Genomic DNA, 15,663 nt, shown 5'->3' on the forward strand with positions numbered 1-15,663 from the left:
GTTTGCTACGTTCAAATTTTTCCTTAGCCATGAGCTAATTCCTTTACATATAAAGATCGATTAAAGAACAATGGCCGTCTGAAAATTTATTTTCAGTTTCAGACGGCCTTTTCTGATTAGCCTTTGCGGGCTTCAGTTACAGCAGCAGCTACGTGAGCAGGAGCTTCAGCGTATTTTTTGAACTCCATGGAGTAAGTAGCGCGACCTTGGGTTGCAGAACGCAAGTCGGTTGAGTAACCGAACATTTCTGCCAGAGGTACTTCGGCGCGAACTTTCTTACCACCGATACCGTCATCATCCATACCCAATACAACGCCACGACGACGGTTCAAGTCACCCATTACGTCACCCATGTATTCTTCAGGTGTTTCCACCTCAACTGCCATGATTGGTTCCAACAGAGCTGGATTGGCTTTACGCATACCTTCTTTAAAGGCTTGAGAAGCTGCCAATTCGAAGGCCAGTTGTGAAGAGTCAACATCATGCGAAGAACCGAAAATCAAACGTACACGAACGTCAACAACTGGGTAACCGGCAACAATACCGTTAGGCAGAGTATCACGAATACCTTTATCGACAGACGGAATAAATTCGCGAGGAATCACACCACCTTTAATTTCATCGATAAATTCGTAACCCGCACCACCTGGTTCCATAGGTTCCATTTTGATCACAACGTGACCGTATTGACCTTTACCACCAGATTGTTTGGCATGTTTGTATTCAGCTTCAACCTCTTTGCGGATGGTTTCACGGTAAGCCACTTGAGGCGCACCGATGTTTGCTTCCACGCCGAATTCGCGTTTCATACGGTCAACAATAATTTCCAAGTGCAGCTCACCCATACCGGAAATAATGGTTTGACCGGATTCTTCGTCTGTACGAACGCGGAAAGAAGGGTCTTCTTTCGCCAGACGGTTCAGGGCGATACCCATTTTCTCTTGGTCGGCTTTGGTTTTTGGTTCAACAGCAATGTGAATTACCGGCTCAGGGAATTCCATGCGTTCCAAGATGATTGGTGCGCTTTCAGCACACAGGGTTTCACCAGTGGTAACGTCTTTAAGACCGATCGCAGCTGCAATATCACCAGCGCGTACTTCTTCAATTTCAGTACGGTCTGCAGCAGTCATTTGCACCAGACGACCGATACGTTCGCGAGTACCTTTTACTGAGTTCAATACGGTATCACCGGATTTCACAACACCAGAGTAAACGCGGATAAATGTCAATTGACCAACGTATTTATCATTCAACATTTTGAACGCCAATGCAGAGAATTTCTCTTCATCACTGGCTTCACGGCTGTCGGCTTCTTCAGTGTTAGGGTTAACACCTTGAACTGGAGGAATGTCGGTAGGAGCAGGCAGCAATTCTACAACTGCATCCAACATACGTTGAACACCTTTGTTTTTAAATGCTGAACCACACAACATTGGTTGAATTTCACCGGCCAAAGTGCGTTGACGCAATGCGCCTACGATTTCTTCTTCAGTCAGCTCATCACCGCCCAAGTATTTGTCCATCAATTCTTCGCTGGCTTCTGCTGCAGCTTCAATCATGTTTTGACGCCATTCTTCAGCAGTCTCAACCAATTCAGCAGGAATATCGCCATAGGTAAAGGTTGTACCTTTATCGGCTTCATTCCAAATAATGGATTTCATTTTCAACAGGTCAACAACACCGCTGAAGCTGTCTTCCGCACCAACCGGAATCACGATAGGTACTGGGTTTGCGCGCAAACGGGTTTTCATTTGCTCAACAACGCGGAAGAAGTTGGCACCTTGACGGTCCATTTTGTTTACAAATGCCAAGCGAGGTACTTGGTATTTGTTAGCTTGACGCCATACGGTTTCAGATTGAGGTTGAACACCGCCTACTGCACAGTAAACCATTACCGCGCCGTCCAATACACGCATAGAACGCTCTACCTCTACGGTGAAGTCAACGTGTCCCGGGGTGTCGATGATGTTGAAACGGTGCTCAGGGAACTGTTTCGCCATACCAGACCAATAAGAAGTCACAGCAGCAGAAGTAATGGTAATACCACGCTCTTGCTCTTGTTCCATGTAGTCGGTAGTAGCCGCGCCGTCATGCACTTCGCCCAATTTATGAGTCAAACCTGTATAAAACAGAATACGTTCTGTTGTGGTTGTTTTACCCGCGTCAATATGGGCAGAAATACCAATATTGCGATACAGGCTGATAGGGGTCTTACGAGCCATTTTGTTAGCCTTTCGATATTAGAAACGGAAGTGAGAGAATGCTTTGTTAGCTTCAGCCATGCGGTGTACTTCTTCACGTTTTTTCAACGCACCGCCACGACCTTCAGCCGCATCAATCAATTCACCTGCCAAACGCAGGTCCATAGATTTCTCACCACGTTTACGGGCCGCGTCGCGAACCCAGCGCATTGCCAAAGCCAGACGACGTGAAGGACGAACTTCAACAGGAACTTGGTAGTTTGCACCACCTACACGGCGGCTTTTCACTTCCACGATAGGTTTGGCGTTTGCAATGGCTTCGTTAAATACTTCGATTGCTACTTTGCCGGTTTTTTTCTCAATTTGTTCCAGCGCACCGTAAACGATACGTTCTGCAACAGATTTCTTACCGTCAATCATCAATACGTTCATGAATTTAGTCAGCTCAACGCTGCCGAATTTAGGATCTGGCAGTACGTCGCGCTTAGGGACTTCTCTACGTCTTGGCATTTTAATTTCCTTTAGTCTATTCAGTTGGGTCTATTCCCATGAATACCCAATTGAGTATTCACTTACTCGGCCGTTGTTCAGCTTAGGCGGCCGACGTGCCTATTTGAGTCCCGATAATTATTTAGGACGCTTAGCACCGTATTTAGAACGGGCTTGTTTACGGTCTTTAACACCTGCTGTATCCAAAGAACCGCGTACAGTGTGGTAACGCACACCTGGCAAGTCTTTTACACGACCGCCGCGAATCAATACGACGCTGTGCTCTTGCAGGTTGTGGCCTTCACCGCCGATGTATGAAATGACTTCAAAACCGTTGGTCAGGCGAACTTTACATACTTTACGCAATGCAGAGTTAGGTTTTTTAGGGGTAGTTGTGTATACACGGGTGCATACGCCGCGTTTTTGCGGGCAAGCTTCCAGTGCAGGCACTTTGTTTACGTACACAGGCTTTTGACGGCCTTTGCGTACCAATTGGTTAATAGTTGGCATATTTTCTCGTCCTGTTGAGTTAAATACTTGCCGACACCATGTCGACAAGATTGGAATTATATTTTTATTGCAAGGGTTTAGTCAAGCAAATGACTGATAAAGTTTGGTGTTTTCCAATTTATGTCTAAATTTTAGAAACAAAGGTCGTCTGAAACATTCAGACGGCCTTTGCCATTTTAAATATGGTTCTCTACTTATTTTCTCCATTGCTTTCCTTATTTATTCAGACGGCCTTAAACTCCACCCTCTTTTAAGTCCTCTAAAAAATAAAACCGCAAGACTGGCTTGCGGTTTTATTTTCACAATAATCGCTCGGGATTATTCGTCTGAAGCTTCGGTTTCAGAAGTTTCTTGATCGGCTTGCTGCCATTGTTGATGGCGGCTGCGGTGGTAGGTCAAACCTGTACCGGCAGGAATCAATCGACCGACAATCACGTTCTCTTTCAAACCGCGCAGCTCGTCTTGTTTGCCCATAATAGCAGCCTCGGTCAAGACGCGGGTTGTTTCTTGGAACGATGCCGCAGAAATGAAGCTGTCTGTAGACAAGGAAGCTTTGGTAATACCCAGCAACACGTTTTCGTAACGTGCCGGCTCTTTGTCTTCAGCCATGGCTTTTTCATTGGCAAGCATTACATCGCCACGCTCAACTTGTTCGCCGGTAATGAACTCTGTATCACCGGAATCGACAATGTTCACTCGACGCAGCATTTGACGGATGATGACTTCGATGTGTTTATCGGAAATCTTCACACCTTGCAGGCGGTAAACCTCTTGTACCTCTTGAACAATGTAGCGAGCCAATGCTTCGATACCTTGCAAACGCAGAATGTCGTGTGGGTCTACGGCACCGTCTACGATGGTTTCACCGCGGTTTACCACTTGACCATCGTGTACCAAAATCTGCTTCTCTTTAGAAATCAGGGTTTCGTATGCTACACCGTCTACGTCGGTAATAATCAGACGCTGTTTACCTTTGGTTTCTTTACCGAAGGAAACGGTACCGGTAATTTCAGCCAACATACCTGCATCTTTCGGCACGCGTGCTTCAAACAATTCGGCTACGCGTGGCAGACCACCGGTAATATCGCGGGTTTTAGAAGACGCTTGTGGAATACGCGCCAATACATCACCCTTACCGACTTCCTGACCTTCACGGATGGTAATCACCGCACCGACCGGAAATGCCATAGAAACTGGGGTAGTCGTACCAGGAATGCAAATTTCCAGACCATTTTCATCCAACAGTTTGACAGTCGGACGCAACAATTTAGAAGCACTAGAAGAACGACGTTTGCCGTCAATCACTACCAAAGTAGACAAACCGGTTACATCGTCAGTTTGTTTCGCAACGGTAACACCCTCTTCCACGTTTTCGAATTTCACCATACCTGCGTGTTCGGTGATCATCGGACGGGTATGCGGATCCCAAGTTGCCAAGGTTTGACCGGCTTTAATGGCTTCGCCGTCTTGTACCAGCAGGATTGCACCGTAAGGTACTTTGTGACGTTCACGTTCGCGACCGATATCGTCGTGAATCACGACTTCACAAGAACGACCGATGACAACCAACTCGCCTTTGTTGTTGGCAACGTAACGCATTTGGCTGCTGAAACGAGCTGTACCATTGGATTTGGCTTCCACTTGGCTGGCAGCAGCCGCACGAGATGCCGCACCACCGATGTGGAACGTACGCATGGTCAGCTGAGTACCTGGCTCACCAATAGATTGTGCAGCAATTACACCTACAGCTTCACCAGCGTTAACCAGTTTACCGCGCGCCAAGTCGCGGCCATAACAGTGTGCACACAAACCATGACGGGTTTTACAAGTAATTGGCGTACGGACTTTAACCTCGTCAACACCAGATTGGTCAATGATATCAACTAATTTCTCAGTCAGCAGTGTACCTGCCTCAACCAATGTTTCTCCTGTTGAAGGATCAACAACATCTGATGCTGTAACACGGCCTAAAATACGATCGCGCAACGCTTCAATTACGTCACCGCCTTGTACTACTGCTTTCATGACAAAGCCGTCTGAAGTACCGCAATCATCTTCAACAACGACCAAGTCTTGAGTTACGTCTACCAGACGACGGGTCAGGTAACCAGAGTTTGCCGTTTTCAACGCGGTATCCGCCAAACCTTTACGCGCACCGTGGGTCGCAATAAAGTATTGCAATACGGTCAAACCTTCGCGGAAGTTAGAGGTAATCGGCGTTTCGATAATAGAGCCGTCAGGTTTGGCCATCAAACCACGCATACCGGACAACTGTTTAATCTGAGCTGCAGAACCACGGGCACCAGAGTCGGCCATCATGTAAATAGAGTTGAAGGACTCTTGATCAACTTCGTTGCCGTCACGGTCGATGACTTTTTGTTTGGACAGGTTGTCCATCATCGCTTTAGCGATCTTATCGCCGGCACGACCCCAAATATCGACCACTTTGTTGTAACGTTCGCCGTTGGTCACCAAACCTTGACGGTATTGGTCTTCGATTTCTTTAACTTCGGCATTAGCCTCAGCCAGCAAGGCTGCTTTTTCTTTCGGAATTTCCATATCGTCAACCGCAATGGAAATACCGCCTTTAGCCGCAAAACCGAAACCGGTATACATCAAGTGGTCGGCGAAAATAACTGTGTCACGCAAGCCGCACAGACGGAATGATGCGTTAATCAGTTTAGAAATTTCTTTTTTCTTCAGCGCTTTGTTGATGTACTCGAACGGCAGGCCTTTAGGTAAGATTTCGCTCAACAATGCACGGCCGACGGTTGTTTCGTAACGGTTAACGACAGGCTCAAACTCACCTGCTTCGTTTTTTACCCATTCGCGCAGACGTACGGTAATTTTCGTACCCAGTTCAACCTGTTTAGTATGGTATGCACGATGCACTTCTTTCACATCGGCAAACAGGCTGCCTTCGCCTTTGGCATTGATACGGTCGCGGGTCATGTAGTACAGACCCAATACGATATCTTGAGAAGGTACGATGATTGGTTCGCCGTTGGCTGGAGACAATACGTTATTTGAAGCCAGCATCAGCGTGCGTGCTTCCATTTGTGCTTCCAAGCTCAATGGAACGTGTACAGCCATTTGGTCACCGTCAAAGTCGGCGTTAAATGCGGCACACACCAATGGGTGCAACTGAATAGCTTTACCTTCGATCAGGATAGGTTCGAACGCTTGAATACCCAAACGGTGCAGGGTTGGCGCACGGTTCAGCATAATCGGATGTTCGCGGATGACTTCTTCCAAGATATCCCATACTTCAGGTACTTCTTGTTCTACCAATTTTTTCGCAGCTTTAACGGTAGAAGCCAAACCTTGTTTTTCCAATTTGTGGAAAATGAATGGTTTGAACAGTTCCAAAGCCATTTTTTTCGGCAGACCACATTGGTGCAGACGCAGGTACGGGCCTACGGTAATTACGGAACGACCTGAGTAGTCCACACGTTTACCCAGCAGGTTTTGACGGAAGCGGCCGCCTTTACCTTTAATCATGTCAGCCAATGATTTCAGCGGACGTTTGTTGGCACCGGTCATGGCTTTCCCGCGGCGGCCGTTATCCAACAGAGAGTCAACTGCTTCTTGCAACATACGTTTTTCGTTACGAACAATGATATCAGGCGCATGCAGTTCCAACAGACGTTTCAAACGGTTGTTACGGTTGATAACGCGACGGTACAAATCGTTCAAATCGGAAGTGGCAAAACGGCCGCCATCCAATGGAACCAAAGGACGCAAATCAGGCGGCAATACCGGCAGCACATCCATAATCATCCATTCCAGTTTCATACCAGAACGGTGGAAGGCTTCCAATACTTTCAAACGTTTGGCGATTTTTTTGATTTTGGTATCAGAACCGGTAGATTCCAGCTCTTGACGCAGGATTTCGATTTCGCCGGTAATATCCAAGGTACGCAGCAATTCGCGGATACCTTCTGCACCCATTTTGGCATCGAAGTCGTCGCCGTATTCGTCCAGTTTGTTGTAGTAATCGTCTTCAGTCAGCAATTGACGACGTTGCAACGGAGTCATGCCGGGATCGGTTACCACAAATGCTTCAAAGTACAATACGCGTTCGATGTCGCGCAAAGTCATGTCCAGTACCATACCCAAGCGGGAAGGCAGAGATTTCAAGAACCAAATGTGTGCAACTGGTGCAGCCAGTTCAATGTGGCCCATGCGTTCGCGGCGCACTTTGGACAGGGTCACTTCTACGCCACATTTTTCACAGGTTACGCCTTTAAATTTCAAGCGTTTGTATTTACCGCACAAACATTCATAGTCTTTGACCGGGCCAAAGATTTTGGCGCAGAACAGACCGTCGCGCTCAGGTTTGAACGTACGGTAGTTGATGGTTTCAGGTTTTTTAACTTCGCCATAAGACCATGAGCGGATGGTTTCGGGAGAGGCAATACCGATTTTGATGGCATCAAACTCTTCTTCCATGCCGGCAGTTTGCAACGGATTAAATAAGTTCAACAAATTCATTTTTGCTCCTTGAAGGAAGTATTTTTACCGCATGGCGGATTTTCGATATTGGGAAACGGTACTTTTGATTTCAGACGGCCTAAATGCCGATTGCTTCATTCTTATTCTGAAACCGCTTTTTCAGACGACCTTAAAAGGCCGTCTGAAAACTTCTGTTTAGTAACGTTCCAAATCGATATCCAAGCCCAGTGAGCGAATCTCTTTAACCAATACGTTGAAGGATTCAGGCATACCGGCATCGATTTTGTGTTCGCCTTTGACGATGTTCTCGTACATTTTGGTACGGCCGTTCACGTCGTCAGACTTCACAGTCAGCATCTCTTGCAGCGTGTATGCCGCGCCGTATGCTTCCAATGCCCAAACCTCCATCTCACCGAAACGTTGGCCACCGAACTGAGCTTTCCCGCCCAAAGGCTGCTGGGTAACCAGACTGTATGGACCGGTAGAACGGGCGTGCATTTTTTCGTCAACCAAGTGGTGCAGTTTCAAATAGTGCATCACACCGACTGTAACCTTGCGATCAAATGCTTCACCTGAACGGCCGTCATACAGCGTAATTTGCGTTTTACTGTCGTTGAAGCCCAGTTTCTCAACCTCAGGATCTTCGCTTGGGTAAGCCAAGTTCAACATTTCGCGAATTTCAGACTCTTTCGCGCCGTCGAATACAGGAGAAGCGAAAGATGCACCTTTACGCAGGTTGGAAGCCAATTCGATGATTTCTTCATCTGTCAGGCTGTCCAAATCTTCTTTCTTGCCGCTACCGTTGTAGAGCTTGTTCAAGAATTCACGCAGCTCGCTGGCTTTGCGTTGCTCTTTCAGCATACGGTCGATGCGTTCACCGATACCTTTTGCCGCCCAACCCAAGTGAACTTCCAAAATCTGACCGATGTTCATACGGGAAGGTACGCCCAATGGGTTCAGTACGATGTCTACTGGACGGCCGTCAGCCATGTAAGGCATGTCTTCCACCGGTAGAATGCGTGATACCACGCCTTTGTTACCGTGGCGACCCGCCATTTTGTCACCGGCTTGCAGACGGCGTTTGATGGCGATAAATACTTTCACCATTTTTTGTACGCCCGGTTGCAGCTCGTCGCCTTGGGTCAGTTTTTTCTTCTTGATCTCATACAACTCATCCGCTTCTTCGCGTTTTTGTTGCAGACTCAATTTAATCAGTTCCAACTGTTTGGCCAAATCTTCGTCAGCCAAACGGATGTCAAACCAATCATGTTTGCTTGACAGGCTTGCCAGATATTCAGTAGTAATTTCGCTGCCTTTAGCCAGCTTCATCGGGCCACCGTTGGCTTTTTGGCCGACAATCATGCGCTCAATACGGTCAAATGCGTCGTTATCAAAAATACGCAACTGGTCGCTCAAGTCTTGACGGTAACGTTTCAGCTCAGAATCAATAATGGATTGAGCACGTTTGTCGCGTTGAATACCTTCACGAGTAAAGACTTGAACATCGATAACGGTACCGCTCATGCCGGTAGGCATACGCAATGAAGTATCTTTTACGTCAGACGCTTTTTCACCGAAGATGGCACGCAGCAGTTTTTCTTCAGGAGTCAGTTGGGTTTCGCCTTTAGGTGTTACTTTACCTACCAAGACGTCACCAGCCTCTACTTCTGCACCGATGTAAACAATACCGGATTCATCCAAACGGTTTTGCATACGCTCAGACAAGTTCGGAATATCGCGGGTAATGTCTTCCGCACCCAGCTTGGTATCACGGGCAACAACGTTCAATTCCTCAATATGAATCGAAGTATAGCGGTCGTCTGCAGCTACTTTTTCAGAAATCAGAATCGAGTCTTCGTAGTTGTAACCGTTCCACGGCATAAAGGCGATGGTCATGTTTTGACCCAGAGCCAATTCGCCCAAATCGGTGGATGCACCGTCAGCAATCAAATCACCGCGTTGCAAAACATCACCTGCTTTGACAGCCGGACGTTGGTTGATGTTGGTAGATTGGTTGGAACGGGTAAATTTAACCAAGTTGTAAATATCAACACCCACTTCACCGGCAGTTGCCTCATCGTCATGGACACGAATCACCACACGGTTGGCATCTACATATTCAACCACACCGCCACGACGGGCAACGATTGCAGTTGCAGAGTCAACGGCAACAGAGCGCTCGATACCGGTACCAACCATCGGTTTTTCAGGGCGCAGACACGGTACGGCCTGACGTTGCATGTTGGCACCCATCAATGCACGGTTCGCGTCATCATGTTCCAAGAATGGAATCAGAGATGCTGCAACGGATACCACTTGACCGGTTGCTACGTCCATATATTGAACGCGATCAGGCGTTGCCATAATGGTTTCGCCTTTTTCACGACAAGTAACCAAGTCACCAATCAGATTACCGTCTTTATCCAAATCGGCATTCGCCTGTGCAATCACATAACGGCCTTCTTCGATAGCAGACAAGTAATCGATTTCTTCAGTTACTTTGCCATCGACAACACGACGGTAAGGGGTTTCCAAGAAACCATAATCATTGGTACGCGCATAAACAGACAATGAGTTGATCAAACCAATGTTTGGGCCTTCAGGTGTTTCAATAGGACATACACGGCCATAGTGGGTCGGATGTACGTCTCGCACCTCAAAGCCTGCACGTTCGCGAGTCAAACCGCCCGGACCCAATGCAGATACACGGCGTTTATGGGTTACTTCAGACAATGGGTTGGTCTGATCCATAAATTGGCTCAATTGGCTGGAGCCGAAAAATTCTTTAATCGCGGCAGAAACAGGTTTCGCATTGATCAAGTCATGCGGCATCAAGTTCTCAGATTCTGCTTGGTTCAAACGCTCTTTAACTGCACGTTCTACACGAGCCAAACCGCTGCGGAATTGGTTTTCAGTCAACTCACCCACAGAACGAACACGACGATTACCCAAGTGATCAATATCATCTACTTCACCATGACCGTTACGCAGTTCAACCAATGTAGCAATGGAAGCAACAATGTCTTCAACGCTCAGAACGTAACCGCCTTTTTCAGATGCACCGGCCAAAGTTTCGTTCAGCAAACGGCCATACCAAGAGTTTTGTTGTGCTTCAGACAGTTTTTGCTCGTATGTGCGCGTATTAAATTTCATACGGCCTACGCGAGACAAATCATAGCTGTCTTCACTGAAGAACAAGCGGTTGAAGAGCTGCTCAACAGCTTCTTCGGTAGGCGGTTCGCCAGGACGCATCATGCGGTAAATTGCTACGCGTGCAGCCTGCTGATCAGCAGTTTCGTCTGTACGCAGAGTGCTGGAAATGTAACCACCTTGATCCAATTCATTGATATAAAGGGTCGTAATTTCTTTTACACCATGGATATCAAGTTTGGCCAACAGTTCTTCTGTAATTTCATCGTTAGCAGAAGCCAATACTTCACCGGTTTCCGGATCAATCAGGTCAGCAGCCAATGCTTTGCCTATCAAGCTTTCTGGCTCTACATTCAAACGAGTCAAGCCTGCATTGGTAATATCACGGATATTTTTCGCAGTAATGCGTTTACCTTTGGCAACCAGTACATTGCCTTCTTTATCCAAGATGTCAACTTTAGCAGTTTCACCTTTCAGACGGCCTGCAACCAGATCAGTTTGGACACCGTTTGAAGACAAATAGAAAGTTTCTTTGTCGTAGAAAATATCCAAGATTTGTTCATTGTTGTAGCCCAAAGCTTTCAACAAAATCGTAACCGGCATTTTACGGCGACGGTCGATACGGAAATACAGCAAATCTTTTGGATCAAATTCGAAATCCAACCATGAACCACGGTAAGGAATAATACGAGCAGAGAACAACAGCTTACCGGAAGAATGTGTTTTACCACGGTCATGCTCAAAGAACACACCAGGAGAACGGTGCAGCTGGGAAACAATCACGCGCTCAGTACCATTGATGACAAAAGAGCCGCTTGGCGTCATCAATGGGATTTCGCCCATATACACTTCGTTTTCACGAACTTCTTTTACAGTCGGCTTAGATGCTTCCTTATCCAAAATCACCAAACGGATACGGGCACGCAATGGGGCCGCATAAGTAATGCCGCGCAATTGACATTCAGGAATATCAAACAAAGGCTCACCCAATGTGTAATGCACAAACTCCAATCGCGCATAACCGTTATGGCTCACAATCGGGAAAATAGAATTAAATGCTGCTTGCAGACCATCATCAGTGCGTTGGTCAAAAGCATTTTCCAGCTGCAAAAATTTCGCATAAGAATCAATTTGGGTTGCCAGCAGGAAAGGAACATCTAAGACATTTTCTCGCTTTGCAAAACTCTTACGGATACGTTTTTTCTCGGTAAACGAATAGCTCATATACACTCCGAAAAGCAATTTTAAATAATAGGCCGTCTGAAACAACGGCATGCATCAACTTGATATTTACATTTATTTGCAATGATTTTATAAAGACTATGCAAATAAATGTAAACAATGCCTGATGCTTATTTTAAGAAGCAAAATAAGGCTGGCAGAAAACTGCCAGCCTTCATAGGAAGCATCAAATTATTTGATTTCGACTTTAGCGCCGGCTTCTTCCAGTTGTTTTTGGATGTCTTCAGCTTCAGCTTTAGAAACACCTTCTTTCAGAGTTTTAGGTGCACCGTCAACGATGTCTTTAGCTTCTTTCAGACCCAGGCCAGTGATAGCGCGGACAACTTTAATCACGCCAACTTTTTGATCACCAGCAGAAGCCAATACTACGTCGAATTCAGTTTTTTCTTCAGCAGCAGCTGCACCAGCACCTGCAGGGCCAGCAACTGCAACTGCAGCAGCAGAAACGCCAAATTTTTCTTCAAAAGCTTTAACCAGGTCGTTCAATTCCATTACGGTCAAAGAACCAACGGCTTCCAAAATGTCTTCTTTAGTAATAGCCATGCTATTTATACTCCAAATATTGTATTAAAAAATAATTGATTAAATGAAACAAAATCGATTAAGCGGCTTCTTCGCCAGCTTTTTTCTCTGCCAAAGCAGCCAAACCACGTGCAAAGCCTGATACAGGAGCTTGCATAACGAACAACAGTTTGGACAACAGCTCTTCGCGGCTTGGAATAGAAGCCAACTCAGCAACCTGAGCAGGATTCATCACTTCGCCATTGTAAGAACCGGCTTTAACGATAATTTTGTCATCTTTTTTCGCGAATTGGTGCAGCACTTTAGCAGCAGCAACAGCATCTTCAGAAGCAGCGTAAACCAATGGACCAACCATTTGATCGGCCAAACCTGCAAATGAAGTACCCTCTACTGCACGACGAGCCAAAGTATTTTTCAGAACGCGTAAGTAAACGCCTTCTTTACGTGCATTTGCACGAAGCTCAGTCATGCTGGAAACACTGATACCGCGATATTCAGCGACTACGAGAGTTTGAGCGTTAGCAATTGCTGCGCTAATTTCCTCTACGGCCACTTTCTTGGTTTCAATATTGAGACTCAAGGTCTACCTCCCACTGTTTATAAACAGGATACCGAAATGATATCCCACCAGCGCAGTAACCTAAAAAGACATCTTACAAGCAATCTTGCAATGTGTTTCAGGACTACCGTCTGCGTAGGGCAGTTACGATTAAATCTTACGATCCCTACGGTCTTGGACATCTACTTAATTTTAAGTAGCCCAAATTCAGGCAATCCGGAAAACCGGATCACCTGAAAATTTCTTAGTTGTTCACGCTTGCAGTATCAACGCGAACACCCAAACCCATAGTACTGGATACAGCAACTTTTTTCAGGTACTGACCTTTAGCAGCAGCAGGTTTAGCTTTAACGATAGCATCCAGCAACGCATTGAAGTTTTCTTTCAAGTCAGCTTCAGCGAAAGAAGCACGACCGATAGTTGCATGAACGATACCGGCTTTATCTGTACGGTATTGTACTTGACCTGCTTTTGCATTTTTAACTGCTTCAGCAACGTTAGGAGTAACAGTACCTACTTTAGGGTTTGGCATCAAACCACGAGGACCCAAGATGGTACCCAATTGACCAACGATACGCATTGCATCAGGAGAAGCAATAACAACGTCAAAGTTCAGGTTACCAGCTTTGATTTCAGCAGCCAGATCTTCAAAACCGACAATATCTGCACCAGCTTCTTTAGCAGCATCTGCATTTGCACCTTGAGTAAACACAGCTACGCGAGTTGTTTTACCGGTACCTTTAGGCAGAACGACTGAACCACGGATAACTTGGTCAGATTTACGAGGATCAACACCCAAGTTGAAAGATACATCAACAGACTCGTCAAATTTAGCAGTAGCGGCTTTTTTAACCAAAGCAATTGCTTCGTCGATTGCGTACAGTTTGTTAGCTTCAACAGAAGAGCGCAGAGCTTTCAAGCGTTTAGATACTTTAGCCATTATACAACACCCTCCACGTCCAAGCCCATTGAGCGAGCAGAACCTGCGATAGTACGAACAGCCGCATCCAAGTCAGCAGCAGTCAAATCAGGCTCTTTAGTTTTAGCAATTTCTTCCAACTGAGCGCGGGTCAATTTACCCACCTTGTTAGTCAGAGGATTAGAACTACCTTTTTGCAGACCAGCAGCTTTTTTCAACAAGATAGAAGCTGGTGGAGTTTTCATCACAAAAGTGAATGATTTATCTGCAAATGCAGTAATAACGACTGGAATTGGCAAACCAGGTTCCATACCTTGGGTTGCAGCATTAAATGCTTTACAGAATTCCATGATATTCAAACCACGTTGACCCAAAGCAGGACCAACTGGGGGAGATGGATTGGCTTTACCTGCAGGAATTTGCAGTTTGATGTAGCCGATAATTTTCTTTGCCACTTAAGGACTCCTAAAAACGGGTATAACGCGGAACCATTCCGCTTCCCAAACAGAATTTGCGATTATATCCGCTTAAAAAAAAATTTTCAAGCGAATTAAACCACTTAAATCTTTTCAACCTGACCAAACTCTAATTCAACCGGTGTTTCACGACCAAAAATCTGAACTGAAACACGCAATCTATTACGCTCGTAGTTAACTTCATCAACGATTCCATTGAAATCGGCAAATGGGCCTTCATTCACACGAACCTGCTGACCAACCTCAAATTCAACTTTTGGTTTTGGCTTCTCAACACCTGTTTTGGCTTGTTGCAAAATAGCATCTGCATCTTTTTGAGAAATTGGGATTGGGCGATTTCCGCTACCACCTACAAAACCATTTACTCGAGGGGTACTCTTAACCAAGTGCCATGAATCATCAGTCATTTCCATTTCAACCAATACATAGCCCGGATAGAATTTACGCTCACTGATGGTTTTTCGGCCATTCTTGATATCTACTACTTCCTCCACAGGAACGAGAATCTGACCGAAATATTCTTCCATGTTTTCACGAGCAATACGCTCTTTCAATGTTTTTTGAACATTTTTCTCGAAACCGGAATAGGCCTGTACCACATACCAACGCTTTGACATCTTTACCCTTTCCTATTTAATAAAACATCAAAAAACAACCATGAAATAATTGTATCTGCCGCATAAATGAAGGCTGCTAAAACTGCAACGAAGATAATCACGAATACAGTCATTTTGACCGCTTCATCACGACTCGGCCAAACTACCTTCTTAAACTCAGCCCAAGAGCTCTTAAAATATGCAAACAGACCTTCTTTCTTTTCAGGAGCTGGCTTATTACTTACCACAACTTCCTTTTTCTGATGGTCTTCTTTGCGTTCAGACGGATGTTCTGTCATCTTTACTCACTTATCAATACCCCACCCGCCTTCATTTTAGATAGTGGCATTGATCCATTAATTAATTCCAAATAATCTTAAAACTTAAGTACAAAAAAATTAACCGGCACAAGGCCGGTTAATTTTTTATTTGGCAGGCCAAGAGGGTCTCGAACCCCCAACCCTCGGTTTTGGAGACCGATACTCTACCAATTGAGCTATTGGCCTCTAAACTTAAGCGATTACAGAAGAAACCACACCCGCAC

11 protein-coding genes and 1 tRNA gene are annotated in these 15,663 nt (G+C 45.7%); all 12 read right to left on the reverse strand.

Going from position 1 to position 15,663, the window contains the following annotated elements:
* Positions 1-116: 116 nt before the first annotated feature.
* On the reverse strand, positions 117-2,222 hold the full coding sequence (gene fusA, locus HMPREF2560_RS04165; protein ID WP_070608097.1) for an elongation factor G: 2,106 nt from the start codon (positions 2,220-2,222) through the stop codon (positions 117-119).
* 18 nt (positions 2,223-2,240) lie between these two features.
* Complete coding sequence (gene rpsG / locus HMPREF2560_RS04170) at positions 2,241-2,711, reverse strand: 30S ribosomal protein S7 (RefSeq protein WP_002240962.1); 471 nt, start codon at positions 2,709-2,711, stop codon at positions 2,241-2,243.
* A 117-nt stretch (positions 2,712-2,828) separates the two neighbouring features.
* Complete coding sequence (gene rpsL, locus HMPREF2560_RS04175) at positions 2,829-3,200, reverse strand: 30S ribosomal protein S12 (RefSeq protein ID WP_002218431.1); 372 nt, start codon at positions 3,198-3,200, stop codon at positions 2,829-2,831.
* Positions 3,201-3,518: 318 nt separating this feature from the next.
* Positions 3,519-7,694 carry a DNA-directed RNA polymerase subunit beta' gene (rpoC, locus tag HMPREF2560_RS04180; protein ID WP_070461127.1) on the reverse strand — a complete coding sequence of 1,392 codons (4,176 nt, stop codon included), beginning with the start codon at positions 7,692-7,694 and terminating at the stop codon, positions 3,519-3,521.
* A gap of 156 nt (positions 7,695-7,850) precedes the next feature.
* The gene (rpoB, locus tag HMPREF2560_RS04185; protein ID WP_070608098.1) at positions 7,851-12,029 is read right to left on the reverse strand and encodes a DNA-directed RNA polymerase subunit beta; all 4,179 of its coding nucleotides are present in this window, start codon (positions 12,027-12,029) and stop codon (positions 7,851-7,853) included.
* A 189-nt stretch (positions 12,030-12,218) separates the two neighbouring features.
* Positions 12,219-12,590, reverse strand: coding sequence for a 50S ribosomal protein L7/L12 (gene rplL, locus HMPREF2560_RS04190; RefSeq protein WP_003677916.1), 372 nt, complete (start codon positions 12,588-12,590; stop codon positions 12,219-12,221).
* A 58-nt stretch (positions 12,591-12,648) separates the two neighbouring features.
* Complete coding sequence (rplJ, locus tag HMPREF2560_RS04195) at positions 12,649-13,149, reverse strand: 50S ribosomal protein L10 (RefSeq protein WP_003680699.1); 501 nt, start codon at positions 13,147-13,149, stop codon at positions 12,649-12,651.
* A 223-nt stretch (positions 13,150-13,372) separates the two neighbouring features.
* Positions 13,373-14,068 carry a 50S ribosomal protein L1 gene (gene rplA, locus HMPREF2560_RS04200; protein WP_003677918.1) on the reverse strand — a complete coding sequence of 232 codons (696 nt, stop codon included), beginning with the start codon at positions 14,066-14,068 and terminating at the stop codon, positions 13,373-13,375.
* A complete protein-coding gene (rplK, locus tag HMPREF2560_RS04205; protein WP_002220151.1) occupies positions 14,068-14,502 on the reverse strand; it encodes a 50S ribosomal protein L11 in 435 nt (144 codons plus the stop codon). Before rplK ends, rplA begins: the two co-directional genes overlap by 1 nt.
* 104 nt (positions 14,503-14,606) lie before the next feature.
* Positions 14,607-15,140 carry a transcription termination/antitermination protein NusG gene (gene nusG, locus HMPREF2560_RS04210; protein WP_003680697.1) on the reverse strand — a complete coding sequence of 178 codons (534 nt, stop codon included), beginning with the start codon at positions 15,138-15,140 and terminating at the stop codon, positions 14,607-14,609.
* A gap of 2 nt (positions 15,141-15,142) precedes the next feature.
* On the reverse strand, positions 15,143-15,418 hold the full coding sequence (gene secE / locus HMPREF2560_RS04215; RefSeq protein WP_070608099.1) for a preprotein translocase subunit SecE: 276 nt from the start codon (positions 15,416-15,418) through the stop codon (positions 15,143-15,145).
* 131 nt (positions 15,419-15,549) lie between these two features.
* Positions 15,550-15,625, reverse strand: a tRNA-Trp gene (locus HMPREF2560_RS04220).
* Positions 15,626-15,663: the final 38 nt, after the last annotated feature.

The sequence above is a fragment of the Neisseria sp. HMSC078H04 genome, assembly GCF_001838135.1.
Classification (GTDB): domain Bacteria; phylum Pseudomonadota; class Gammaproteobacteria; order Burkholderiales; family Neisseriaceae; genus Neisseria.

Excerpts from the sequence above, each read along its gene's own strand:
- rplA (WP_003677918.1), bottom strand. The coding sequence starts at position 14,068 with ATGGCTAAAGTATCTAAACGCTTGAAAGCTCTGCGCTCTTCTGTTGAA.
- rpoC (WP_070461127.1), bottom strand. The coding sequence starts at position 7,694 with ATGAATTTGTTGAACTTATTTAATCCGTTGCAAACTGCCGGCATGGAA.
- rplL (WP_003677916.1), bottom strand. The coding sequence starts at position 12,590 with ATGGCTATTACTAAAGAAGACATTTTGGAAGCCGTTGGTTCTTTGACC.
- fusA (WP_070608097.1), bottom strand. The coding sequence starts at position 2,222 with ATGGCTCGTAAGACCCCTATCAGCCTGTATCGCAATATTGGTATTTCT.
- secE (WP_070608099.1), bottom strand. The coding sequence starts at position 15,418 with ATGACAGAACATCCGTCTGAACGCAAAGAAGACCATCAGAAAAAGGAA.
- rpoB (WP_070608098.1), bottom strand. The coding sequence starts at position 12,029 with ATGAGCTATTCGTTTACCGAGAAAAAACGTATCCGTAAGAGTTTTGCA.
- rpsL (WP_002218431.1), bottom strand. The coding sequence starts at position 3,200 with ATGCCAACTATTAACCAATTGGTACGCAAAGGCCGTCAAAAGCCTGTG.
- nusG (WP_003680697.1), bottom strand. The coding sequence starts at position 15,140 with ATGTCAAAGCGTTGGTATGTGGTACAGGCCTATTCCGGTTTCGAGAAA.
- rpsG (WP_002240962.1), bottom strand. The coding sequence starts at position 2,711 with ATGCCAAGACGTAGAGAAGTCCCTAAGCGCGACGTACTGCCAGATCCT.